Source organism: Janthinobacterium sp. SUN211 (genome assembly GCF_030587315.1).
Lineage (GTDB): Bacteria > Pseudomonadota > Gammaproteobacteria > Burkholderiales > Burkholderiaceae_D > Janthinobacterium > Janthinobacterium kumbetense.
Map to the genome: position 1 here is coordinate 175422 of NZ_JAPWIC010000011.1, position 23301 is coordinate 198722.

The 23301-nt window shown below is 56.5% G+C and carries 30 protein-coding genes and 1 tRNA gene; 6 read left to right on the top strand and 25 right to left on the bottom strand.

All coding sequences use genetic code 11. The features are described from left to right. The first annotated feature begins 65 nt into the window (after nt 1-65). Both O3301_RS27445 and O3301_RS28640 read left to right on the top strand, forming a co-directional pair. A complete protein-coding gene (locus tag O3301_RS27445) occupies nt 66-197 on the top strand; it encodes a hypothetical protein (RefSeq protein WP_305058023.1) in 132 nt (43 codons plus the stop codon). Beyond that, nucleotides 157-405, top strand: a complete 249-nt coding sequence (locus tag O3301_RS28640) for an IS4 family transposase (protein WP_369812248.1) — start codon at nt 157-159, stop codon at nt 403-405. Before O3301_RS27445 ends, O3301_RS28640 begins: the two co-directional genes overlap by 41 nt. Nucleotides 406-580: 175 nt before the next feature. On the opposite strand, the gene O3301_RS27450 is transcribed toward O3301_RS28640, so the two are convergent. From O3301_RS27450 to O3301_RS27505, 12 genes are all read right to left on the bottom strand, one after another. Continuing rightward, nucleotides 581-1975 (bottom strand): hypothetical protein, encoded by a 1395-nt coding sequence (locus O3301_RS27450; protein ID WP_305058024.1) that lies wholly within the window; start codon nt 1973-1975, stop codon nt 581-583. Beyond that, entirely contained in the window at nt 1954-3252 is a 1299-nt protein-coding gene (locus O3301_RS27455) for a class I SAM-dependent methyltransferase (protein ID WP_289917677.1), read from the bottom strand. Before O3301_RS27455 ends, O3301_RS27450 begins: the two co-directional genes overlap by 22 nt. Next, entirely contained in the window at nt 3245-3460 is a 216-nt protein-coding gene (locus tag O3301_RS27460; protein ID WP_305058025.1) for a hypothetical protein, read from the bottom strand. The genes O3301_RS27455 and O3301_RS27460 overlap by 8 nt, the downstream gene beginning before the upstream one ends. A gap of 125 nt (nt 3461-3585) precedes the next feature. Continuing rightward, nucleotides 3586-3870, bottom strand: a complete 285-nt coding sequence (locus tag O3301_RS27465) for a hypothetical protein (RefSeq protein WP_305058026.1) — start codon at nt 3868-3870, stop codon at nt 3586-3588. A gap of 1044 nt (nt 3871-4914) precedes the next feature. Further along, on the bottom strand, nt 4915-5787 hold the full coding sequence (gene rfbD, locus O3301_RS27470) for a dTDP-4-dehydrorhamnose reductase (protein ID WP_305058027.1): 873 nt from the start codon (nt 5785-5787) through the stop codon (nt 4915-4917). A gap of 41 nt (nt 5788-5828) precedes the next feature. Beyond that, on the bottom strand, nt 5829-6374 hold the full coding sequence (gene rfbC, locus O3301_RS27475) for a dTDP-4-dehydrorhamnose 3,5-epimerase (RefSeq protein ID WP_289917669.1): 546 nt from the start codon (nt 6372-6374) through the stop codon (nt 5829-5831). A gap of 24 nt (nt 6375-6398) precedes the next feature. Then, complete coding sequence (rfbA, locus tag O3301_RS27480) at nt 6399-7292, bottom strand: glucose-1-phosphate thymidylyltransferase RfbA (protein WP_305058028.1); 894 nt, start codon at nt 7290-7292, stop codon at nt 6399-6401. Then, nucleotides 7292-8371 (bottom strand): dTDP-glucose 4,6-dehydratase, encoded by a 1080-nt coding sequence (rfbB, locus tag O3301_RS27485; RefSeq protein ID WP_305058029.1) that lies wholly within the window; start codon nt 8369-8371, stop codon nt 7292-7294. The genes rfbA and rfbB overlap by 1 nt, the downstream gene beginning before the upstream one ends. A gap of 110 nt (nt 8372-8481) precedes the next feature. Further along, complete coding sequence (gene wbaP / locus O3301_RS27490) at nt 8482-9945, bottom strand: undecaprenyl-phosphate galactose phosphotransferase WbaP (protein ID WP_305058030.1); 1464 nt, start codon at nt 9943-9945, stop codon at nt 8482-8484. A gap of 77 nt (nt 9946-10022) precedes the next feature. Further along, complete coding sequence (locus tag O3301_RS27495; protein WP_305058031.1) at nt 10023-11441, bottom strand: mannose-1-phosphate guanylyltransferase/mannose-6-phosphate isomerase; 1419 nt, start codon at nt 11439-11441, stop codon at nt 10023-10025. A gap of 148 nt (nt 11442-11589) precedes the next feature. Then, the gene (locus O3301_RS27500; RefSeq protein WP_289917659.1) at nt 11590-11946 is read right to left on the bottom strand and encodes a diacylglycerol kinase; all 357 of its coding nucleotides are present in this window, start codon (nt 11944-11946) and stop codon (nt 11590-11592) included. 235 nt (nt 11947-12181) lie between these two features. After that, on the bottom strand, nt 12182-12445 hold the full coding sequence (locus O3301_RS27505) for a hypothetical protein (protein WP_289917656.1): 264 nt from the start codon (nt 12443-12445) through the stop codon (nt 12182-12184). Between the two features lie 299 nt (nt 12446-12744). Between O3301_RS27505 and O3301_RS27510 the strand changes: the two genes are divergently transcribed. Together O3301_RS27510 and O3301_RS27515 are read left to right on the top strand one after the other, a co-directional pair. Then, nucleotides 12745-12818: transfer RNA gene (locus O3301_RS27510), tRNA-Gly, on the top strand. A 362-nt stretch (nt 12819-13180) separates the two neighbouring features. Further along, nucleotides 13181-14338 (top strand): Fic family protein, encoded by a 1158-nt coding sequence (locus O3301_RS27515; protein ID WP_305058032.1) that lies wholly within the window; start codon nt 13181-13183, stop codon nt 14336-14338. A gap of 18 nt (nt 14339-14356) precedes the next feature. On the opposite strand, the gene O3301_RS27520 is transcribed toward O3301_RS27515, so the two are convergent. From O3301_RS27520 to O3301_RS27565, 10 genes are all read right to left on the bottom strand, one after another. Then, the gene (locus O3301_RS27520; protein WP_305058033.1) at nt 14357-15346 is read right to left on the bottom strand and encodes a tyrosine-type recombinase/integrase; all 990 of its coding nucleotides are present in this window, start codon (nt 15344-15346) and stop codon (nt 14357-14359) included. Nucleotides 15347-15365: 19 nt separating this feature from the next. Continuing rightward, nucleotides 15366-15590 carry a DUF4224 domain-containing protein gene (locus O3301_RS27525; RefSeq protein WP_298402779.1) on the bottom strand — a complete coding sequence of 75 codons (225 nt, stop codon included), beginning with the start codon at nt 15588-15590 and terminating at the stop codon, nt 15366-15368. Between the two features lie 10 nt (nt 15591-15600). Beyond that, the gene (locus O3301_RS27530) at nt 15601-16215 is read right to left on the bottom strand and encodes a hypothetical protein (RefSeq protein WP_305058050.1); all 615 of its coding nucleotides are present in this window, start codon (nt 16213-16215) and stop codon (nt 15601-15603) included. Next, nucleotides 16212-16451: a hypothetical protein gene (locus tag O3301_RS27535; RefSeq protein ID WP_305058034.1), complete on the bottom strand. Its 240-nt coding sequence runs from the start codon at nt 16449-16451 to the stop codon at nt 16212-16214. The genes O3301_RS27530 and O3301_RS27535 overlap by 4 nt, the downstream gene beginning before the upstream one ends. Then, nucleotides 16445-16597: a hypothetical protein gene (locus O3301_RS27540; protein WP_305058035.1), complete on the bottom strand. Its 153-nt coding sequence runs from the start codon at nt 16595-16597 to the stop codon at nt 16445-16447. Before O3301_RS27540 ends, O3301_RS27535 begins: the two co-directional genes overlap by 7 nt. After that, the gene (locus tag O3301_RS27545; RefSeq protein ID WP_305058036.1) at nt 16594-18432 is read right to left on the bottom strand and encodes a replication endonuclease; all 1839 of its coding nucleotides are present in this window, start codon (nt 18430-18432) and stop codon (nt 16594-16596) included. Before O3301_RS27545 ends, O3301_RS27540 begins: the two co-directional genes overlap by 4 nt. Beyond that, nucleotides 18422-18775: a hypothetical protein gene (locus O3301_RS27550; RefSeq protein WP_034745810.1), complete on the bottom strand. Its 354-nt coding sequence runs from the start codon at nt 18773-18775 to the stop codon at nt 18422-18424. The genes O3301_RS27545 and O3301_RS27550 overlap by 11 nt, the downstream gene beginning before the upstream one ends. 101 nt (nt 18776-18876) lie before the next feature. After that, nucleotides 18877-19278, bottom strand: a complete 402-nt coding sequence (locus O3301_RS27555) for a hypothetical protein (RefSeq protein WP_305058037.1) — start codon at nt 19276-19278, stop codon at nt 18877-18879. 123 nt (nt 19279-19401) lie between these two features. Further along, nucleotides 19402-19665, bottom strand: coding sequence for an ogr/Delta-like zinc finger family protein (locus tag O3301_RS27560; protein WP_121670599.1), 264 nt, complete (start codon nt 19663-19665; stop codon nt 19402-19404). Nucleotides 19666-19895: 230 nt separating this feature from the next. Further along, a complete protein-coding gene (locus tag O3301_RS27565) occupies nt 19896-20093 on the bottom strand; it encodes a hypothetical protein (protein WP_034745824.1) in 198 nt (65 codons plus the stop codon). A gap of 312 nt (nt 20094-20405) precedes the next feature. On the opposite strand from O3301_RS27565, the gene O3301_RS27570 reads away from it, so the two are divergent. After that, entirely contained in the window at nt 20406-20852 is a 447-nt protein-coding gene (locus O3301_RS27570) for a helix-turn-helix domain-containing protein (RefSeq protein WP_305058038.1), read from the top strand. A 112-nt stretch (nt 20853-20964) separates the two neighbouring features. Further along, nucleotides 20965-21126, top strand: a complete 162-nt coding sequence (locus O3301_RS28645; protein ID WP_369812249.1) for a DUF1496 domain-containing protein — start codon at nt 20965-20967, stop codon at nt 21124-21126. A gap of 19 nt (nt 21127-21145) precedes the next feature. Here O3301_RS28645 and O3301_RS27575 read toward each other — a convergent pair whose 3' ends face one another. Genes O3301_RS27575 through O3301_RS27585 form a run of 3 tightly spaced genes read right to left on the bottom strand, consistent with a single transcriptional unit; the run spans nt 21146 to nt 23290 of the window. Next, a complete protein-coding gene (locus O3301_RS27575) occupies nt 21146-21385 on the bottom strand; it encodes a hypothetical protein (RefSeq protein ID WP_305058039.1) in 240 nt (79 codons plus the stop codon). A gap of 55 nt (nt 21386-21440) precedes the next feature. Beyond that, nucleotides 21441-22685 carry a phage late control D family protein gene (locus O3301_RS27580; protein WP_305058040.1) on the bottom strand — a complete coding sequence of 415 codons (1245 nt, stop codon included), beginning with the start codon at nt 22683-22685 and terminating at the stop codon, nt 21441-21443. After that, nucleotides 22682-23290: a phage tail protein gene (locus O3301_RS27585; RefSeq protein ID WP_305058041.1), complete on the bottom strand. Its 609-nt coding sequence runs from the start codon at nt 23288-23290 to the stop codon at nt 22682-22684. Before O3301_RS27585 ends, O3301_RS27580 begins: the two co-directional genes overlap by 4 nt. Between the last annotated feature and the right edge of the window lie 11 nt (nt 23291-23301).

A 23301-nucleotide genomic window follows, 5' to 3' on the forward strand; every position in this document is an offset into this window, starting at 1 on the left:
TCGGGCTCTTCTTCAATGTCCTGAAAAATACCTAGAGGGGCGAGGCGCTTCAACTTGGCTCGATCATGCATATCGAACGCGCCTTGACGCTGTTCATGCTGGTGGCGTGGCGCATCGCCTTTCTGATGCCCAGGAATCGGACCAGTCCCGATTTGGATGCGACGTTATTCTGCGGCGTTATTCTTCGATCCGGATGAAACTGAGGCAGTCTATCTGTTGCGTGGAAAATCCCCGCCGCCAAAGGCAACGGTTAATCCGCTATTGCGCCAAATCGCGTGTCTAGGAGGTTTTCTAGCGCGCAAGGGCGACGGTGAGCGTGACGTAAAAACCATCTGGCTCGGCTTGAAGGATCTACAGGTAGCCGTCAAGATGATGCGCGCTCTGCGTAGCCTAGGGCAACGCTAGAGTTGTGTATAACGAGGTGCCTTATAGCCCGGAACTGAAGCGTATCAAGATCTTGTGGAAGCAGGCCAAGTACTGCTGGCACCGCTTCGCCGGGCTGAAAGGAAACGATTTGGTGAACGAAGTGGAATCCTTGATGAAAGGTTTCGCCACCGCATTCACAATAGATTTCGTCTGACTACTTAGATTCAAACTGGTACAACAGATCGAATACATCTTTGTTATTTTCGATCTTTAGTGGTGCCTTGTTTTTCAGATTGAAAGTAGCAATGATAAGCGGCACTTGATTTGATATCTGTGACGAGTCAGGCTTGCACTTGATTGCCATGTAGGTCTTGTCGGCACACCAGATTTCTGGCCGTAAGGGGTGATCGGAAAATACAACGATTCTGAAATTGTCTCCAAACACCAATTTGGCTCTGTGTGCCACCAGTCCAACTACCGAAGCACCGTATGTAATGTTGTCAGAATATTCTTCATTCAATGTCTTCAAAGGAATCCCCATTAGCGGGTGTGGCACCAGAAGATGTGCAAATAGAATGCCTCCTTTTTTCCAGAAGGGCGCTTCCATCAGCATTTTTTTCATGTTGTCACGTAAGGCCAGGAATGATTTTCTGTCTGACTCGGATGCTTCGCAGCCCAAAAATTTCAGTCCTTGGCCCCCTGGATAGCTGCAGGCCAATTCTGTGGCAGCTGACTTTGTTGGAAAGGGAGAAAAAGAGCAGGAACGCAGGCCTTGAATGGAACAATAGCGGTGATAGAAACCCACGATGTCAATATTTTCCGAACTAGCTTTTACTTTGGAAAAGTCCAATACTTTGCTTGTACTACAGAGTTGCGTGGGCCCACACGCCACTGATTGGTCAAAATTTGTCCTCATCCAAATGGCAGGAATGACATTGATCGTGTTCTTGCCTGCCGGATCTATATTGGTTGCTGTGACATGTAATCCGGTTGCCTGTAGTTGCTTGACAACAGGTCCGGCTGAGCTGGCACTGAGTTCATCTAGTAGCAAAACAATCGTGTTTTGCGATGGCATATTTGGAGCGGCTATTGTCGGGGGTTGATAACTTGGGCTTGGCCAGTAGACCGTGGAGGCATTCGTGTTCGCAAGCACCACTGGGAAAAAGATGAAAATCATCCCTCCGACGATTCCGGCCAAGTAAAGACGTTTCCAAGTGTCAATAGTGATTTTGAGAGTTAACAGACTTGCAGTGATAGCCGATGCCACTGCGAGCGTTTTGTGCAAGGCATTGCTTTGCATCGGAATCAATTCCAACTGCTTAAGGTAAGCGAACCCGACCAAGGTTAACAACAGGGCTATGCCGACGTTTATCATTTTTATTGTTGTGGCTTGCCCCAACCCACCACGCAGCAGTGCGATGCAAACGATAACAAAGGTAGCTAGCAGCCCAAAAGCGAGGGTGATTTCGCTCGCTGTGTGATACTGAAAGTACAGACTACTCCAGATCCAGTTAGTCTGCCCAAGCAACAGTAGCGTGAGCAACGCCAGGGTCGCTGCATAAAGCGGCTGCCCTGCCTGCATTTCGGTTACAGTTTCTTGAGTAGACATAGCGTGCGCAGTGTATTGGGTACGGAATAGCTCGCAACCGTACTGAAATATTGGCTAAAGGCCGCCATTTGTACAGCCACGGAAAACTCTTTGGGCTCGCGCTTGCGCTGGCTGCATAGGTGCAAGACCATCGGATCAGTTTCATCGAGTAGTTCAACGATCAGGAACTCGCGCGTAATATGTGCCGCCATCTGCGCAATTTTCCCCATATGAATACCTTCAGATATCGCCAGGTGATGAATAAGCGCCAGCATCAACAGCATGTCGGCGCGCTGGTGCAGACGAGTTATGAGCGAGGGAAACTCATCACCACCCCAACCACGCCCGCCAACCATATCCCCCAAATTGGTGACGAGAGGGTGGATATTGGTGGCGTTGCTTTGCGAAAGCACAAGCTTTTGAATGGCGTCATGGTCCAGATCGACGGCGATCACGTCGGCACCGGTTCCGGCCGACAGAACCGTAAATTCTCCGGTGTTGCAGCCGAGGTCCACCACCCAAGCAGGCGCAGTGTTTTCCAGCCATTCACCTACCTTTTGAAATTTTGCAGTGGAAGCTTCGTCGGTATAGTGATGGCGCGTATCGGTATAGCCAGCCCAATGGCTACGCGCCTGGTTGGGTTTCCCACCATTGAGCATGGATTGGCAGAAACCGTAGAGATTGCCATGTAGATGTTTGCCATCTTTTGTCGGTACTTGAGCGCGAGGTTGGGATTTGTTGTTGCTTGCCACCATGAGTGGCCAGTATCGCGTCATGTATCGTTTGAAACCAAGCAAAGTACGAGCAACATCTGCTGGAATACCATCGCGATAGGTGCTGTAACTTTGGTGTGGCTTCAGGCCGCGCTGCTGCGACACTGCAAGCGGCAGCAGAAAATGACGAGTGAACTGGCCAAACGCCCACCATTGCGGCGTAACAATCGGCTGGAACGAAAGGTGATCACAGAACATGGGCTGGTTGCCCTGGAAAATTACGTTCCATGCGGAAGCGTCTTTCAGTTCATGCCCAGCACCGAGAATTTCACGCGAGATATCTAACGTGAGTTGAGCCGCCAAATAAAGTTGTGCGTCACACCATTCAAAGGGATAACTGACGAAAGGCAATCTAGGTGACTCGACTGTTTCGGGTGCCGTGAACTCGAACGGAATCAGCCTGCCGGCTTCGACGAGCGTCGCAGCAGCTTTCGATAGAAGAAATTGCTTGGCAGTGGCGGCGGGGCGGATGCGTCGAATGACTGTTTGTCCCTGAAATTCAATTGTGCCTTCAGGATCACGCATCGTTATTTTTCTTTCGACTAAACAGCTTGGCGATCATTTGCCGAGGTTTTTTGATAAATGTTAATGCTGCACCAATGATGGCAAAAATACTCTGTAGAAGCAGGAGGGCTGAGCCTGGATCAACATAGGCATAAGCCGGGGAAGAAAAAGCTATACAGAGCAGTACTGCACGCAAGACGATCCTTAATTCGATGTAAATAAATTTCATTACTTCTGTACCTTTTTCAATATATTTATCAGGACGGCTACCATTGGTGGCGTTCTCAAAAACAAGTGCAACACCTTCTGCTGTAAAGTGCCGTCACGGCGAAAATCTACAAAACTTCTCGCCAACTAGTAGTACAGGTCGTCACGGCCATGCGCGATGACCTGTACTCTATTCGAGCTATTGCTAAGCGTATTTGCCGTTTGGGCAGTACGATTGGCCGTAAAATCGGACGCACCCGTGATGGTGGCATCTACGATGTCAACCGGGCGCATTTGCAGTGCCAGGCCCGCCGGATTGAATCGCGGCGGTTGGCCAAACTCCGGGCCGACAGTGTCCTGCCCGAAGTCGTTCGACATCAGCTCAAACTTCTCTGGTTGCCACAGAAAGAACGTAAGAACCGGAGCTTCCATGGCGCGACAACCCTGATGTAACCGTGCGCCACGAGACTATCTACGACGCCATCTACATGCATACGTGCGGCGAGGCCAAGCGCGAACTTATTGCCTGCCTGAGCCACCACAATCAGGTGCGCGAACCGCGCAGCCGCTGCACCGATCGCCGAGGGTAGATTCTGGACGCCAGATCATCATATCTGCCCTCTGGCGATCGAGGGCAGCCTTGTCCCCGGCCAATGGAAGAGCGAGGTGATAACGGCGCCAGCAAGTGTCTATCGCGTCGGTGGACACGCTGGTCGAATGCGCGACCGGTTTCGTGGCATTGGCCAAAATGGTTAACGCAACCCGTCAAGAGTATCGTCGCCAGCATCGCCAATGCGCCCTCAACAGCGAGCCGGTGGTGATGTGCAAAACGATGACGTGCTACCAAGGCTGCGAGATGCTCACTGAGCGCACCGGCGTGTGGACTGACTTCGCCGATCCGCACGCCCCTTGGGAACAGGGGGCAACGAGAACGCCAAGGGGCTGTTGCACTAGTACACCTCCCAAAAGCATCGACTTATCGATTTGCTTCCCTGACGAGTCGAATGCCATTTTGCTGTCGCTCAATTCGCGTTCCCGGACCAAGCTTGAATTTGAATAGACGCAGCTCACTTATACTCAACACATAGCATTTCTGCAATACCTAACGAGCACTGTTCATTAATCCTGTGTGGAACTTGGAGTTTGAAATCGCAGGGCGTCAAATATATACCATCTATCACACTGCAATAATATAGCGGATCCATGATTTGAGACAGCAGTTTAAGCCATATCGTTATACATGTCGGGGCTCGATGTCCGCGATGTGGCGCTGGTGCAACCGGCTGGCCACGCGAAGGCCGGATTTGTTATCATTATTTAAAGTTGTCCTTGTCCGTTTCGGATAGTCTCGAGAGATAGGGGGGGGCGGTGGCATGCAGGAGTAATACGGTAAAAAAGTTTCGTTTACAACTGCTATTTCCGGTATTTACTCAGGCTGAACAATTCCCATTTTCATTTCTGTTGACAGGGTAATATTTAATTTTGACACAGCCTTAATGTATCCTGCCAATCCGGAATGCGACAAAAAGTATCCATCAGGCGCTGTGATGACAGTACTGAATTGGTCGGACGCTTCGCTGGTACAGGATAGTCTTTAGCTAATATCGGTTTTAATATTGGTTTTTTGGAAACTGAGGGATGGGCCATGATCGCTTCGGTAAAACCGAACCAGCTGGTCTTTCCCTGCGCCGTCAAATGATACAGACCGGAGCGTGCTTGCCACCATGCTTGCTGGTCGCTTACCGTCAGGCTTTGCGCCACGATATGCGCCGTGGTATCTGCGATGGTACGGCTCCATGTCGGTGCGCCGAACTGATCGGATACGATACTTAGTTCTTCGCGCTCCTTTGCCAGGCGCAGCATGGTCAACAGAAAGTTTTTGCCATGTGTGCTATAGACCCAACTGGTGCGCAAGATCAGGTAAGGGATGCCGGCGGCCTCGATCGCCTGTTCGCCGGCCAGCTTGCTGCTGCCGTAGACATTGATCGGGCAAGTGGAATCGGTTTCGGTGTAGGGACCATCTTTCGAGCCATCAAACACGTAGTCAGTGCTGTAATGGATCATCGCAGCCCCCAGCTTTTTCGCCTCTTCCGCCATCACGCCCGGTGCTTCGCCATTGATGCGCAGCGCCAGTTCAGGTTCGCTCTCGGCCTTGTCGACAGCGGTGTACGCGGCCGGGTTGACGATCAGCGTCGGCTTGATGCGGCGGATGACGTCGCGCACCTGGTCCAGGTCGGCCAGGTCCATCTGGCTGCGGTCCACCGCAATGATCTCGCCCAGGCCCTGCAGGCTGCGTTCTAGTTCGTAACCGACCTGGCCGGTTTTTCCTGTGATTAAAATACGGCTCATGAAATAGTTTTGTTCCAGTGTGTCAGATTGGTCGGTAACGGTCAGGAAAAAACGTCGGCGTTGGCCAGCAAGGTACCGACTTTATCTTTGCCAGACAGCAGTGGTTCGCCATCGAGCGGCCAGTCGATACCGATGGCTGGATCGTTCCACAGGAGGCTGCGTTCGAACTTCGGTGCCCAGTAGTCGGTCGTCTTGTACAGGAACTCGGCGCTGCTGCTGGTGACCACGAAACCGTGGGCAAAGCCTTCCGGTATCCACAACTGGCGTTTATTGGCCGCTGATAAGGTCACGCCTACCCAGTGGCCAAACGTCGGCGAGCTTTTGCGCAGGTCGACGGCGACGTCGAAGACTTCGCCAGCGGTCACACGCACCAGCTTGCCTTGCGGTTGCTGGATTTGGTAGTGCAGGCCGCGCAACACGCCCTTTGCCGACTTGGAATGATTGTCCTGCACGAAATCGCGCGTGACGCCGGTCAGTTCGGCAAAGCGCTTCTGGTTGAAGCTTTCGTAGAAAAAGCCCCGGTCATCGCCGAACACGGTGGGTTCAAGGATCAGGACGTCCGGTATGGCGGTGGTTTGAATTTGCATGGTGTGAAATGAGCCGTTCAGGCTTTAGTATATTTTTTCTTCGAGCAGGCGCAGCAGGTATTGACCGTAAGCGTTCTTTTTCAAGGGTTGCGCCAATGCTTCGAGCTTGGCGGCGTCGATGTAGCCACGGCGGTAGGCGATTTCTTCAGGGCAGGCAACTTTCAAGCCCTGGCGGTTCTCGATGGTGGCGATGAATTGGCCCGCTTCGAGCAGGGATTCATGCGTGCCGGTGTCGAGCCAGGCCATGCCGCGGCCCATCAGTTCTACGTTCAACTGCCCGCGCTCCAGATAAGTACGGTTGACATCCGTGATTTCCAACTCGCCACGTGGTGACGGGGCGATGCCGGCGGCGATATCGCACACCTGGCTGTCGTAGAAATACAGGCCGGTGACGGCGTAGTTCGATTTTGGCTTGAGCGGCTTTTCTTCAATGCTGATGGCCCGGCGTTGTGCATCGAAATCGACGACGCCATAGCGTTCCGGATCGGTGACATGATAGGCAAACACGGTCGAGCCGCTGGTGCGTGCCGAGGCCTCGCGCAACTGCGATTCAAAGTCGTGACCGTAATAGATGTTGTCACCCAGAATCAGCGCCGATGGTGCATCGCCGACAAACTCTTTGCCGATGATGAACGCCTGTGCCAGGCCATCCGGGCTGGGCTGCACTGCATAGGTCAGGCTGATACCCCACTGGCTGCCATCGCCCAGTAATTCCTGGAAGCGCGGTGTATCTTGTGGCGTTGAAATGATCAGGATGTCGCGTATGCCGGCCAGCATCAGGGTGGTCAGCGGATAGTAGATCATCGGCTTGTCATATACGGGCAGCAGTTGCTTCGATACGGCCATGGTGACAGGGTACAGGCGCGTGCCGGAACCGCCAGCCAGGATGATGCCCTTGCGTTCGATGGGTGTTGCCATTATTGTTGCTCCTTGGCCATGTCGCGTGCCGCGTAGTTTTTCTCTACCCACTTGAGGTAGTCGCCCGACTGGACATCGCGTACCCAGGCCTGGTTGTCCAGGTACCATTGAACGGTCTTGCGGATGCCGGTGGCGAAGGTTTCGGCCGGCTTCCAGCCCAGTTCGCGCTCGATCTTACGTGCGTCGATGGCATAGCGGCGGTCGTGGCCAGGGCGATCCTGTACATAGGTGATTTGTTCGCGATAGCTGCCGGACGCCTTGGGATCGAGCGTATCGAGGATGTCGCACAAGGTATGCACGACTTCCAGATTGGCCATTTCATTCCAGCCGCCCACGTTGTAGACCTCGCCCAGACGACCTGCTTCCAGGACGCGGCGAATCGCCGAGCAGTGGTCGCCCACGTACAGCCAGTCGCGCACTTGCATGCCATCGCCATAGATAGGCAAGGCCTTGCCGGCGCGGGCGTTGCTGATGATGAGCGGAATCAGTTTTTCCGGGAAATGGAAAGAGCCATAGTTGTTCGAGCAGTTGGTCGTCAGCACCGGCATGCCATACGTATGGAAATAGGCGCGTACCAGATGATCGGACGCCGCTTTCGATGCCGAATACGGGCTGTTTGGCGCATACGGCGTCGTTTCCGTGAATGGCGGGTCATTCGGTCCCAAGGTGCCATACACCTCGTCGGTCGAGACGTGCAGGAAGCGGAAGCCGTCCTTGGCCTCGCCCGTCAAGCCGATCCAATAGGCGCGCGCCGCTTCGAGCAGGCTGAAGGTGCCGTTGACGTTGGTCGAAATGAATTCGCCGGGGCTATGGATCGAGCGGTCGACATGGCTCTCTGCGGCAAAATGCACGATGGCGCGTGGCTGGTGTTCTGCCAGCAGGCGCGAGACGTGAGCGGTATCGCAAATGTCGCCACGCACAAAGATATGTCGCGGGTCTTGCTCCAGGCTGGCCAGATTGCTGAGATTACCAGCATAGGTCAGCTTGTCAAAATTGATCACGGGCTCATCGTTGAGCGCCAGCCAGTCGCGTACAAAGTTGGAGCCGATGAAGCCGGCGCCGCCAGTCACTAATATCATGCTGCTATCCTTTTTTACTGGAGCATTGTCACAATGCCCCCTCGTTCGATTGCCTTGAGCGCGAGGGCAATTAAATATTCCTAAATGCAACTATTAACTTAATAACGTTACTAATACGCGCCATCTTTCTTGAAAATGACTTTAACCGTTTTCAGTAGAATAACAATGTCATTGAATAAAGACCAGTTCTTGACATACCATGCATCCAGATAAACGCGCGTATCATAGCTGACGTCGTTCCTGCCGCTGACTTGCCATAGGCCCGTGACACCGGGTTTCGCTTCCAGGTAATAGTCTACTTGGAGGCCATAACGTTCCAGTTCCGCATCGACAACCGGGCGCGGCCCAACCAGGCTCATTTCGCCTTTCAGTACGTTCCATAGCTGCGGCAATTCATCCAGACTGGTCCGGCGCAGGAAGTGGCCGATCGAGGTGATGCGAGGGTCGTTCTTCAGTTTGAAATCACGGTCCCATTCGGCACGGGCTTCAGGATCGCGCTCCAGTAGCTCCTTGAGCAAGACGTCGGCGTTCACAGCCATGGTGCGGAATTTGTAGCAGAGAAAATGCTTGCCATTCTGGCCCACGCGTTTGTGGCCGTAGAAGATGGGACGGCCCGATGCCATGACCTTGGCCGCGATCCACAGCAGGATGGGGGCACCGACGATCAGCACGCAGATTGAAGCCATCAGATCAAAGCAGCGTTTAATCAGTTGCAAGCCTGGCCGCGCCAGGTTGTTGCGCATGGTTAGCAGCAGCACTTCATGCGTAAAGAAATGGTTGACCTCCATGCCGTACAGGGGCAGGCCGCGTACGGCTGGCACAACTTGCATATTGGCAACGCAACGGCTGACTTGCTGGATCATGCCCTGATAAGCATCGATGCCACCTTGCTCCAATGCGACAACCGCATGCGGATCGCCCAGCAGTTTGAGCGTTTGTTCCGGGTTCTCACCGAGCGGAATGCAGGGCACCGCTTGCTTGCTGCGGTTTACGTAGTGCTGCTCCAGGCGTTCTTGGCCTTCGGGAATGAGGAAAGCAATCAGGCGATAGCCCATCAAGGCTTCTTCATCGAAGGCGCGCGCTGTCTGCAGGGCATTGTCACCCCATCCGATGATGACCATCGGACGTATCCAGCCGCCTGCTTTCATCAGCAGGTACTTGACCAGGCCGCGCAGCAGCAAGACACAGCATGGCACCAGCAGCCAGGTGGCCAACAGTGCCTCGCGCGAGGAATCGCGCTTGCCCAGGAAGAGCAGGGCCGCGTCGATCAGGCCCATGACCATCGCGATCTTCAGGAGCTCCTTAATTTCATTCGAGTACGGGCGGCGTTTGGCATGATGGCCCTTCAGCTTGAAAATCGCGACAGTGACCATGGATAGCAGGCCGTAACTGAGCAAACGCGAGCTATCCACCCCGAAGCTGTTCAAGTCGGTGGCATCGAGGGTCCATGTGCCGGCGAGCCAGAATGCGGTGAACATGGCTAACGCATCGGCAAAGGTGAGGAAATATTTTTCTACCCTGCTGCTGCAATACCATTTCACTTCTTGTACAAAGATGCCTTCGATTGGTTTCATGATGACTTGCTAAACCTTATAAACTTCAGTGTAAATTCTTGCGGTGCTGCATGCGTGGTGCTTATTTATCTGATCGGTCAAACGCGGCCGTAGCGATCTTCAAAACGCACGATATCGTCTTCCCCAAGGTAGCTGCCCGATTGAATTTCAATCAATTCCAGCGGTAGCTTGCCCGGGTTGGCCAGGGAGTGGACGACGCCGAGGGGGATATAGGTGGACTGGTTTTCGGTCAGAAAATATTCCTTGTCGCCATTCGTGATCTGCGCCGTGCCGGATACCACGATCCAGTGCTCGGCGCGGTGATGATGCATTTGTAATGACAGCTTGGCGCCAGGCTTGACGGTGATCCGCTTGACCTGGAAACGGTCACCATTGCCGATGGAATCATAGGAACCCCACGGACGGAAGACTTCACGGTGCATTGTGGCCTCGGAACGCTCCCTGGCGACCAACTGCGCGACCATGGTTTTCGTCTGTTGTGCCTGATCCGCATCCATGACCAGCACGGCATCGGCGGTTTCCACAATCACCGTATTGCGCATGCCGATGGCGGTGATCAGGCGGCTGGTGCTATGCACCAGGCAATCGTTGCAATCCTGGATCAGAACATCGCCGTTGGCGCTATTGTTATCGGCATCCTTTTCCGCCACGTCGAGTACGGCTTTCCAGGAGCCGATATCATTCCAGCCCGCATCGAGGGCGATGGTCGAGGCATGGCTGGTGCGCTCCAAGACGGCGTAGTCGACGGCGATATCGGGACTGGCTGCGTAGGCATTCTTGTCCAGGCGAATGAAGTCGAAGTCGCTTTTCGCGGCGCTGATGGCCGCGCGGCACGCGGCCAGGACGGCAGGTTGGAACTGTTCCAGCTCTTCCAGGTAGCGGCTGGCGCGGAACAAAAACATGCCGCTGTTCCAGAAGTAATCGCCGCTGGCGATATACTGCTCTGCAAGCTCCAGGGCCGGCTTTTCCACGAATTCAAGTACGCGCTGGACTTGCCCGCTTGCGGCACCTTCGGCGCGAATATAGCCGTACCCTGTTTCTGGTCCCGTCGGCGTGATGCCGAACGTCAGCAAATGACCCGCTTCTGCGGCAGTACGCGCCAGCGCGATTGCGCGATGAAAAGCCGGGGTATCCAGAATGACGTGGTCCGAGGGCAGCACCAGCAGGAGCGGATCCTCGCCATTCTCCATTGTATGCAAGGCGGCTGAGGCGATCGCCGGCGCTGTATTGCGGCGCATGGGTTCAAGCAGCATGCGACTATTTTCCAGACCGATCTCACGCACTTGTTCTGCGACAATGAAACGCGAGGATTCGTTGCATACCAGCAGTGCTGGCGACACGGCGTCGATGCCTGCCAGGCGCTGTAGCGTTTGCTGCAGCATGCTGCCCTGAGCGGACAGGCGCAGAAACTGCTTTGGGAACGCCTCGCGCGACAGCGGCCATAAACGTGTGCCGGAACCACCACAAAGAATTACCGGTAGGAGGGGAATAGTCATTTATGCTTCAATGTAAATGTAATAGTTGCTAACAAGGCAATATTTTAATAAATTACAGGATTTTTGTATTTTTCCCGGCTCCATGGAGCCTGAGAGGCACGCACTTTGGCTCGTCCTGTATTGTAGTTTGCTCCCCCAGTATTCCTGCTTAGCACGCAACGTTTTCAAGCAAAAAAGCAACAAACACGCATAGGGCGCTGATACTGAGAATGAGCACGGCTCCTGCGGCGCAATCCTTGACGATCTTGATGCTGGGATGGAGGGCCGGGTGGAGGTGATCAATCAGATTTTCGAGAGCGGTGTTGAAGAGCTCCGCCGCGAGGACCATGCCACAGTTGAGCAATAACAAAGCCCACCAGATCATCGCTGGCTGGCGCCAGGCAAGTACAAGCAATACCAGGAGGGCGGCAAGGCATTGCAGCCGGAAGCTTGATTCCATGCGGAAGGCGGCACCCAAGCCTTGCAGGGCAAATCCCATGCGTTTGTAGAGTGGCTGGTTTTTCATTAACTATGCATGATTGGTCAGGGCATTTCATGTTCCTGACGGCTGCTGCTCTTGGCGCGCGCATTATTGAAGAAAAATAAAAAGCCCGTTTTCAAGAAATGAAAAAGGGCTTTTATCGAGGAAGTGGCGCTGCGTATGACAAGGCCGGCTTCTCGTGAGACCAAGCCAGCGTTTCGCGGTTTGACGTCAGTCCGCGGGCTTGGTCTTGTCTGTTTCAGCCAAAGGCGTCGACAGATTATTTGGCGTGGCTTGGGGTCGTGTGCGCGGTGGTCGAGTCCGAGCTAGCTGCACCGGCCACAACGGCAACTGCTGCGCCGATGGCGATCAGGGCGCTCGTGCTCAGGCCGGCAACAGTGCCGCCAGCGGCAGCGCCGGTAGCGCCAGCTGCTGGTGCCGCTGCTGGTGGAACCGGCGCTCCGCCAACTGGTGCCGTCGTTTGAGCCATGGCTTGTGCGGAAGCGAAGCACAGGATTGCCGAAGCGATCAGAATTTTCTTCATGGGATATCCTTTTAGGTTGAACAGCGGAAATGCTAAACTGTCACATGATTGTAGCAACATTTCTCTTGCTAGTCTGCGCCGTACAGTCCGTGGCAACGATAATTTATTCTATTTTAGCTACATACCTGACCATTCTGCGTGTCTGGCGGCCTGAAGATGTTGTTCTCTATCAACAAAAATGGCACCTTGCCGAGGCTGCGGTTCATGTTTTTGTCAAATATCGCGGGAATTGCTGATGCATTCGAAAGCGATCCACAAGTTTGCCAAGTCCTCGTCATCCCGCGTAAAATGCAGGCTTCGCGGGTGTAGCTCAATGGTAGAGCAGAAGCTTCCCAAGCTTACGACGAGGGTTCGATTCCCTTCACCCGCTCCAATGAGAAACGGCGTAAAACTGTTTTCGCCGCTCCACAAAGCAAAAATTGCTCCACAAAAGACGCTCAGGCGAGCTTTTCATGGCTATGATTAGGTTGTCGTTTGAGCAGCAAATTCTAGTCATTTCAATTGTTGTATCAGCAAATTTTTCCGGAAAAAGCACCCCGCTTTTGTATGTCCGCTCATGAAAAACTTGCACGAAAAGCTACAATCCTCTCCTAAAAGTTTAGATGTGTTGACTTGTGATTTTGGATTATTACACATGTAATAATCTTAGAGGTGGCGTAAGTATATGATTTTTAGGTGTATTATCTTGAAAATTCAACTTAATCCTTGTCGCTATTTAAGAAAAGCAGGATCGCTATGCCAGACTTCCACCACTTTGACCTGAAGCTTTTAAATCCCTCGTTCGACTCGCCGCTTGTCGATGTTCTAACGGAACTGGAACACTTGCGGCGATTGCAACTTGGGGGCACAACGCCCGCGTCAACCTTCTTCCAGCTCAAGCATATTTTCCACATGCTGGAAAGCCTCGGGTCTGCGCGAATCGAGGGCAACCATACGACTCTTGCAGACTACGTTGAGACTTCGGTGGAGGGGGGCACGAACGATAGCGACCAGGTGCGCGAGATCTCCAACATCGAAAAGGCGATGCAATATATCGAGGATGTGGTGACGCCGAATTCTGCGGTCTCGGAACACTTCATCCGGGAGCTGCACGCGCTGGCAGTGCATGACCTGGAGAGAGAGGGCGACCGCACGCCGGGCGCATATCGAACGGGAGCGGTCCGCATTGCGAAGTCAGACCACCTTCCGCCAGATCCTGTCCTTGTACCTGGTTACATGGAAGAGCTGATGGGGTTCATCAACCGGGATGATGCGCCCAAGTATGCCTTGATTAAGGTTGCCTTGGCACATCATCGCTTTGGCTGGGTCCACCCTTTTAGCAACGGTAACGGGCGCGTCGTGCGTTTGATGACCTATGCCCTCCTGATCAAGTATGGCTTCAATGTCAAGACAGGCGGGCGGGTATTGAATCCGACCGCTGTTTTTTGCAATGACCGCGAGCGCTACTATGCGATGCTTTCCTGCGCCGACAAGGGCACGGATGAGAGCCTGGACCGCTGGTGCACCTACGTTTTGCAAGGCATCCTGGATGAACTGCAAAAAGTGGACCGGCTGACGGATTACACTTTCTTGAAGGAAAAGATCCTGATCCCCGCGCTTGCCTACTCGGTCCAGCGGCAATTGATCACGCATGAGGAACAGGCAATTTTGCTTGAGGTGGTAAAGCTGGGTACCGCAAAATCTGGCGATCTGGCCAAGGTCATGCCGGGGTTAAATCCAGCTCAGCGCACTTACCAGATCAAGCGCTTGGTGGAAGGAAAGATGCTGCAGCCTATCAAGCCTGGCGCACGCCAGTACACGATGTGCTTTACGAATAACTACCTGCTTCGCGGGGCCATCAACGCGCTGTCGAACGAGGGCTTCATTTCCGCGTCCTTGCTTGGCCCTGCCTAAGCAGGCATGCAACGCGGCTTACCGCGTCGGCTCGACGATCTTCCCGCGTCGCAGGTAATGCCGTTGCGTGGTTCTCACGCTGTCGTGTCCCAAAAGATCGCTGGCCGCCTGGTCTCCGTGCTGATCCGAGGTGTCGTCGGCGGCTTTCGCGCGCAGATCATAGAACCAGAATTTCTTGATCTCCGGTAGCAGGTCCGGATTTTTTTCGGCGGCGAGCTTTTTCGCTGCATCGAATTGCGACCGCAGCGCCGGGCCCGTCAGGCGTTTGCCGTGGGCATTCACCAGCAATGCTGCAGTGACGATGCTGCGCGTCGCTTTGCGTGCCTTGATGCGCTCGATCAACGCTCCCAGTTCGCCGACAACCTTGATGCGCAAGGGCTGTTTGGTTTTTTCCTGTGTTACGACCAGGTAGCCACCGATGATGTCGTTTTCGGTCATCTTCAACGCGTCGGCGGGCCGCTGGCCAGTCAGGTAGGCAAGATCCATGGCGTCGCGCAAGGGGGCGCCAGCATGCTCCCATACGGCGTTGAATACTGCATCCGTGATGTAGACGGTGCGCTTGGGCAAGGAATGGCCCTGTATCCCTTCGCATGGGTTTGGCAAGTCGGTATAGCCCCAGCCGCGCGCGTGGTTCCACATGGTCGAGAATACGCGTTTGCAGCGATTCGCCGTGGTGGGCTTGTCCGCACGATCGTCCAGGAACTGGCGTATGTGCATCGGCTTGATCTGCGCAAGCGGCGCCTCGGAAAATGCCGCCAGCAAGTGCTTGATGTCGGAACGGTACATGCGGGCCGAGCTGGCGGCAAGCTTGGGCACCGCCTCGACCAGATAGCGCCTTTCGACATCGGAGAACGTCGCGTTGGCGGTGACCTCCACCACAATGTTCAGTTCAGCATATTTTTTCAGCGCCAGGATGAAGTCGGGCCCCAGTGGAATTTCCTTGCGCGGCTTGTCCTTCGTGTACATGTAGTAGTACACCTTGCCGCTGCGCTGCGTACGCGGGTGCATGCACGGCGGCATGTTCAAATTACGTGTGTTTCGTCGGCCCATTTTTATTGATCCTCGGCATTACCCATGTTTTTTCCCGTGGCGCTTCCTTGCGCCCCTCAACTGCAGCGACCGCGACAACCGGACGCCCGATGGCATTGACCCAGAAGGGGAGGCCCATCTTCCGCAGTGCCTCAATTTGCTTCGTTTTCATCTTCCGGCCGGTCAGGGCGCAGATTTCGTCCATGGAAAGGAACGTGCTCATATGGATATCCTCATGCTTGCACCGCACAGCGTTGAGCCAGGGTGACGAGCCAATGCGCCAGTTCGGCCGGCGTGTGCTCGCGTTCTGCCTTGCCGCATTCCGGCCGCCAGCCCGGATCACCTTTGCGGCGCCGCTCACCGGCGCGGTTGCGGCCGGACGGGGCGATCACATGCGAGGCTTCGCCCAGGACGATGGGCATGGCCGGTATTTGAGCCGGCGCACAGCCGACGATGTACAGCAAGGTGGCCTTTTCGGCGCGGTGGCCAAACGAGCTTTGGAAAATCGGGAGCGTCCAGCCACCAAATTTGTCCCGCTCGCCGATCGCTGGCAGGCCGCAGTGTGGCCAGAGGGTAGAGCGCTTTGGATGCTCCAGCACGCCGCCGAACTTGCGCACCTGGGCGACGGCCCACACCGCCAGTTCCTTTTCGTCCGGGCGCGGCTTGGCCAGGTGGCGCAGCGTACCCCAGGAGCGGCACGGCGGATGGGCCACCACCGGCACGCCACCCGGCCAGGCGCGGGCATCGCGCTCCGCGTCCCAGGCGTCAACCGCTGGCATGGTCTTGTAGATCGAATTGGCGCGCACGAACAAGGCCGCCACGGCCGGTACTGAGCGTTCCGCTGTCATGCTGGGCACCCGATAGTCGCGGTTGCCTTCTTGACCGCCTCGATGGCGCCCAGCGGCACCGCACGGAACATACCCGGCCACTGGTGGTCCAGCTCGACCCACGCATGCAGCTCTCCATTGCCCACGTCGCGGCGCAGGTCGTTGACGGTGCCGGCCTGGTAGCCTTCATCGGTATCGAACGTCACGCGGTCGCCCAGGGCGATTTGCCGCGGCGAATTGGTCGGGGTGGTCAGCATTGCGGTGCTCCTTTCAGTTTGGCGGTAACGCCGCACACGCCGAAGCGGTCGATGGCGGCCTGGATCACGTCGCCGCTGGAAGCGGCAATCGCGGCATATTCAAAGCGTTCGGTTTGCGTGCGAACGATCACGGCAAATGTGCTCATGTGCCATTTCCTTCTTGGGGTGGGGTGTCGGGGAGGATCAGCCGGGGCCACGGGCAGGCGTTGACGGCCGCCCAAGCGGCAATGACCGCTGTTTTTGCCTCGTCGGAGAGATTGGGCACGGGCGCCGCCGGCGGCGTGGCCGGGGCAGGGCGGTCGGGGTGCGTACAGTTATTTACACGAGTCCGAGGAACGGCAACCCCAACAGCCACCCCGCGCCCGCCTGTGGCCTGTACGGGCGTCCATGTGTGACGCACGGACTTGAAGACCACGCCAATCAGGTCGCTGCAGCGCACGCCGTAGGGCGTGGTGCGCAGCGTTTCGCCGTAGCGGCCGATGACGGTCTTTTCGTCCTTGGCCAGCGTGACGACCAGTTCCTTGCGCGGCACCAGGGCGCCGCCCTGGGCGCGCAGGTATTCGGCCCAGCAGGCGCGCTTTTCGCCGTCGATCTTTTGCACGGCGTCCCAGGCGCGGCGCATGGCTGCCGGCGCCTCGTTGAGCATGCTTTCTTCGATGCGGCGCAGTTCGCGCCACACGGTGACGGGGGCACCGCCCCATTGCTGGAATTGACGGATGCCCCAGCACGCGGCCCAGGACTCGACGCGCGCCGATGGCGTCAGCTCGACATCGCCTTCGGTGTCGGCCGTGACGACATAGCCTTCTTTCGTCTTGTGGTCGGCCACGCCGTCGATGTTCTTGGCCACGTACTTGGCGATGTAGCCGGCGGCGCTGCCCTTGGCCCAGTCGATGCGTTTCACGTCCAGGCGGCGCGCGAAGGCGCCCGGTTCGCCACGGTCCACGCGCCAGGCGTAGCGCTTCATGATGCGGATGGCGCGGCCGGCCACGTCCTGCAGGTGGACCGTCTTGTATTTCGCGGTTGGGCGCACGAACAGCAGCAGATGCCAATGCGGGCAGCCATCGTGATGGGGTTCGGCGATGCGAAAGCCGTACAGGCCGATGCCCCGGCGCGCCAGCGCGGAGCGGCACAGCGATGTCATCTTGCCCAAGTAGGCGTTGGCCTCGCGCGGCGTGGAGCCGTCAAACTTGTCGTTTGCCTTGCCGCTGTGCTGCATGGCGTGAAAGCGCGATGGGCACGTCCAGGTGATGAAAATGCCCTGGTCGCCGCACTCGCGGGCGATCTGCTCAAAGCCGTTGATGCGCAACATCAGTTCGCCGCGCCGGATGGCCTTATTCGCTGTCGTTTTCTCGGCCAGCTCGGCAATGCTGAATTGCTGGCCGTTTTCGTTTTGCACCAGGGTGGCGGCCAGTGCTGCCGCGTTGCGGCGGTTCTGCGCCAGGCGCGACAGCACGGCGTCGTTGCTGGCGTAGGGTTCGCCGCGATAGTTCACGTACCCCAGGCGGATATTGCCGGCTTCAAAGGCGCGCTTGACGCGCTTGCGCAGTTGGCGGCGCCACCAGCGGGCGTCCACCAGGCGGGCGATGGTGTCGGTCAGCGCGTCGAACTCGGGCAGCTCGATGCCATACGAGGCGCATTCGTCTTCCATGATCTGCAGGGCGTGCGTGTCGGAAATGGCGGTCCACAGCATTTTCACGACGCCGGCCGCCGCGCGTTCGGCGGTGGCCACGATGTCGGCGTCGCTTTGCGACAGATCGACGCCGGCCGGCACGTACTGCTCGGCGAACTCGCGCACAAAGCTTGTGGCGACGGATTCATAGATTTTGTACCAGGACGACCAGGCCATCTTTGCCAGCGCGGCATTGATGACGCGGTTGCGCCACTTGAACGGGATGCGGGCCAGCTCGGGCGCGAAGTGCGCGGAGCGCAAAAAGGCTTCGTGGCGTTGCGGGGCAGGCAGCAGGATTTGTTTAGATTGCATTCAACAGTCTTTCGTACACACGGATAGCGGCAGAGGTGGCGGCGCGCAGCTCGATGCGCTCTTCCTCGGTAAATGAGTGGATGGGCGATTCCCAGCGGTCGGCGTCCATGCCGGCGGCGATCAGCACGGAGCGGCGTGCGCCGCGCGGCGACAATCCCCAGGCCTGGGCCATGAAGGGCGCCAGGTTGCGCGGCTTGATGCTGCGTAGCTGGGCCTTGGCTTCGGCGATGGCGGCCAGCGCATGCCCGGCGCCTGGTGGCGTCGGCATGTCCTTGTCGCGCGCGGCCAGAATCTCGGCGGCAGGCTGGAAGGACAGGTGATTGTCGATAAGGGACGCCGGCATGGGTCAGTCCTTGATGGCGCCGATGGCCTGCAGCACGGCAGGGGTGATGACGATCAGGAGCGACAGCAGCCAGATGCCGCAGGTTTTGGCCAGGCGCAGCATCAGCGCGCCCCTGGCTTGAGAAAATGTTCTGCCCAATACGGGAGCGTGTGCGATGTGCCGCAGCAGTGCCGGGAACCCGCTTCAGTAGCGAAAATGTAGTTCACCTCGATGGGCAGCTTGCCGACCAGGGCGCGTTGCTTAGCTGGCGCGAAAAAGCCGTCACGCTCCAGTGCCTGCGCATCGCTGACGATGAAGGTTAGATTGGCGGCGCCGTAGGCGTGATAGGTCTTGGCAATCTCATGGATGCGGGCGGTGAGCGCCGCGATGCCGATGACCGCGCTGGCTTGCAGCAGAAAACACGTTGGTGCCACGGGGACAATGCAATTTTGCAAGGTCGGGCAGATCGTGTTTGATGCCATGGATTTATCGGCATGAGTGGTGGCGCGCAGCGTGTTTTCCATCGGTTTTCCTTATTTCAGGTTGAACGAATCCCGCACGCTCAAAAGGGAGCGCTGCAGGGCACAGCAAAAGAGGGGAGTTACAGTGGCCGGGTTACGGCGGCGCGAGGATAGGTAAGGCGTTCATCAGCACCCCGCAGTCAGGTCCAGGGCCAGTTGGCTGGTGGCCGCTGTGCGCGCATGCTGGGACATCGGGATGCGAATATCCGGCTTGGGCATGGCGGACAGCGAGAGAGTGCGCAGTACTTCCAGGCCTGCCACGAAGGAGTGCCCGCATTCGGGGTTCTGGCACATGTAGGTGATTTCCTTGAACATGGCGGACATCATGCGGCTTTTAACGGCGCGGACGGTGTATTCGCAATGCGGGCAGGGCAGGCCGATGACTCTCATTTGTTCTTTCTTTTCACTTGATACAGGGCACGGCCTCGGCCGCTCATCTTGCGAATCCCGATTCGTACGTTATCCTTAATCAACCACTCGATAGCCTGGTCGATGGTGTCCAAGCCCTGCTGTATTCGGACACGTTCAAACGTGTCTTGGTCTTCATCGCATGTTTCTACAGGTACGGAACGGTCGGGCATATTTTCGGCTGCTCAAAAGTTGCTGATTGGTGACTTCATTTAGGCAGCAATGCTGGGTAAGGTGACACTGTTGTCGTCGCCAAGCACTATTGCCGCCTGGCGAAGCGCGAGCTGCCGCAGAAACGGCGCCAGTTCCTCGCCCTGATAATTGGCGATGGCGGCCAGGACGTCATACTCATATTCGTCAAGGCGCACCATGACACGGTTGTTGCGGACGCGTTTTGGATCGGGATACATGGGCCTGCTCCTGTGCTGTTAAGCGTGATGGACAAGGGAGAATTGTTCGAGTTCGGCCTCGTAAGATTGCAGGCCACGTAGCAGCATTAGGCGCATAAACGATGCCCGCGAACGGGAGTCTTGCTGTGCGAATTTTTCCACGCGCTCGATCTCAGGAGGGAGCAAGCGAATTGGGATTGGCTGCGAAAGTGGGTTCTTCGGCTGGCGCGTGACTGGAGCGGTAGATGTCATAGGATATGATTTGTATACGTCACATGGTAATGACGTCACTTTAGTACAAAAAATTGTACTTTGCAACTAAAAGATAGACATATGGATACATTAGGGCAGCGCTTAAAAAGCGAACGGAAGCGATTAGGCATGACTCAACCGGAATTCGCACTGGTTGGGAAGGTCGAGAAGGGCACACAAATTAATTACGAACAAGACAAGAGATTTCCTAGTGCGGATTATCTAATTGCCATCGCATCAGTGGGCGTCGATACGCAATATGTGTTGCATGGCACGGCCGCGAGCGCCACGTTGACCGACGACGAGAATGAGCTGTTAGTCGGGTATCGTAAGCTGGACCTGCGAGGAAAAGCACGCGTACTTGGTGTTGTTGAGGGAATTACGGAGCCGGCTGCTCCCCCGTCACCAAGAGGAATCGAACGCAACACGCAAATGGTTTTTCATGGAAAAGTAGGCCAGCAAATTCACGGAGATATTACGGCTCCCCAAACGATCAACATGGGTCGCAAAAAAAAATCACCGACGTAACTCGTGGCGGAAGGGACAGTTTTCGTTTCTAAACTGTGCGGGAAAATGGAAAGCTGTCGCACTTGCTTCGTTGCTTTGTGCCTTCTGCTGGCCTCTTTATAAATGCGAAATAATGGCTACGTTAGCCAACAGGTTCATCAGAAATTCATGCTATTACGAAGGGAAGGCGTACACGGTCGGTATTGTCATTGAGACGGCCCAAGGCATCAAATGTGAGTGTGCCCCTACCGCGAGTGACGCTTTGCCGACCTGGGTGAGCGGGAATTGGACTTAATAACATCGCATCCAGCATTTCAGCGACCATTGCCCGTACCTCTATTCCTAGGAATCTCATGATAGTTGAAGTGGCTCAGTTGTTCGCTTAATGCATTGGCGATGCTGTCTTCACTGGCCCGGCTTAGAATTCGTAACCAAATTTCCTTTGACCGTCGGCGATCACTAACGCCCCGAATCTGGTCATGAATGTGGTTACGGATTTGGCTTTCTTCCTGCTCTGCTGCTTCCTCAATTTTGCCTTGTGTGTTGTCGCTCATACTGCTGTCCTTGTGAATAGGGTTGTGCTGTTTTTTCGCTGAAATTGGCCTTGCTTTACCCAGGGTTCCAAGGCTTTTCGCTGTTCTCCCTGATGATGTCCCGCACCTCTTCAATATGCTTCCACGCATTCAGGGCCGCCCGCTTGGCGGAGTGCTTGCTATGGTAAAGATGCTCCAGCGTCTTGAGCGTGCCAGCGGCACCAGCTTGCTCCTGGCCCGACTTTTTCTTCTTTGCCGCCACGTCCTTCCATCTGGCCACTACGCCTGTAATTCCTTCGTCCGGGTCTTTCTCGTCCTCGCGCTCTGCCTCGACCGCTTCCGTCTTCGTCTCAAATTCCACCCGCGTGGTAAATCCATTGCCGCCCAGGCTGTGCGTGACCTTGACCGATAGCCATTCGGTGGCGTCGATCTCGGGTTTGAAGCCCCTCACGGTGACGGGCGATTGCGGGAACACGGTTGGGTTGCCCAGGGCCAGGCTCATTTCAAAGGTGGCCAGGCCGCGCAGGATGCGCTGCCATTCGGCCACGGCCGCCGCGCGCGCGTCCGTTTCGTTGGCATAGGTAGTGCGCAGGCGCTTGCTGTTGCCGGGCACGCCGGCCACGACGCTGCGGCGGCGCGCGTAGCGCTCGTCGTGCCAGAAGGCGCGCACGCCTGTGTAGGCGTCGCTTTCGGCGCTGTGGTAGCGGTGGCCGTCGCCCAGGGCACGCGTGATGGGAATCACCGGCAGCGCCTTGCCGTTGGCGGTGCGGCTCTGGTTGATGGGGATGAATAGCAGGGTGTCATTCTTGACGGTGGCCACCGCGTCGTACTTCCGGCCCAGCCGGCGCAGGAAGGCCGCATCGCTTTCGTGGGTCTGGTCGATGTGCTCGACGACCGTATCGCGCAGGCGCGCCGACACGCCCGACGCCAGCTCGTTGCGGAAGGCGATCGCCTCGATGATGGCGCCCAGGGTGGTCTTGTGAAAGCTGTGTTCCTGCTGCTGTTTGAAGGTGTCGATCAGGTTGGCCGACCTGGCGCGCAAGGTGATGGTGTCGGGCGCGCCGCTGTGCTCCACCTCGTCGACGGTGAACTTGCCCATGTCCACCAGACCGGACGCTTGCCAGCCCAGCGCCAGGACGATCTGCGCGCCGCGCGGCGGCAGGGCCAGTTTGCCGTCGCTGTCGTCCAGGGAAATGTCGAGCTGGTCGCTCTCGTCGCCACGGCACAGGGTCAACGTCAGATTGATTAGCCGCGGTGAAACGACGGCCGTCAAATCCTTGTCCTCGATACTGACCTTGAAGGCGGGGATATGCTCGCTCATTTGAACTTGTCCGCCGCGCTGCCGATGGCGCCGCTGATGCTGCTGCCGATCTTGTCTTTCATTTCGCTGACCACGCCACCGTATTTCGACGTGATGCCGCCGACCACATTGCCCACCACGCTACCCACGGCATTTCTGGCTGCGCCGGCAATGCTGCTGGTCATGCCGTCGATGCTGAGCATGTTTTTCAGGTCGCCGATGTCGCCCAGGCCGACCATGGCCAGCACGCCGTCGTCGTCGCGCTTGAGCGCAATTGAGAACTCGACGCGCCGCGCCCCGCCGCTGCCGTCGAGGATGCTGCGGCCTTCTGTCATGCTCGTGATGCGGTACGAGCCGAGAATGCGGCCGGTGCCCTGGATCAGAATCCACGACTTGCCCGTGTCGGCCATCATGCGCAGCGCATCGAGCGAGTACAGGGAGCCGGTCAGTTCCGGCGCCACCCAGCCCGACAGGGTAATCGTGTCGTCACCTGGTCCTACATACTGGTGCGCGTCGCGCAGACCCACGCGCGCCGTGCTGGCGTGTTTCCACTCCGTTTGCCGCTGCAGCTCGTGATAGGCCAGGGTCGGCAGGCTGAAGACGAACATTCCTAAAATCATCATCATGGTGTGCTTCT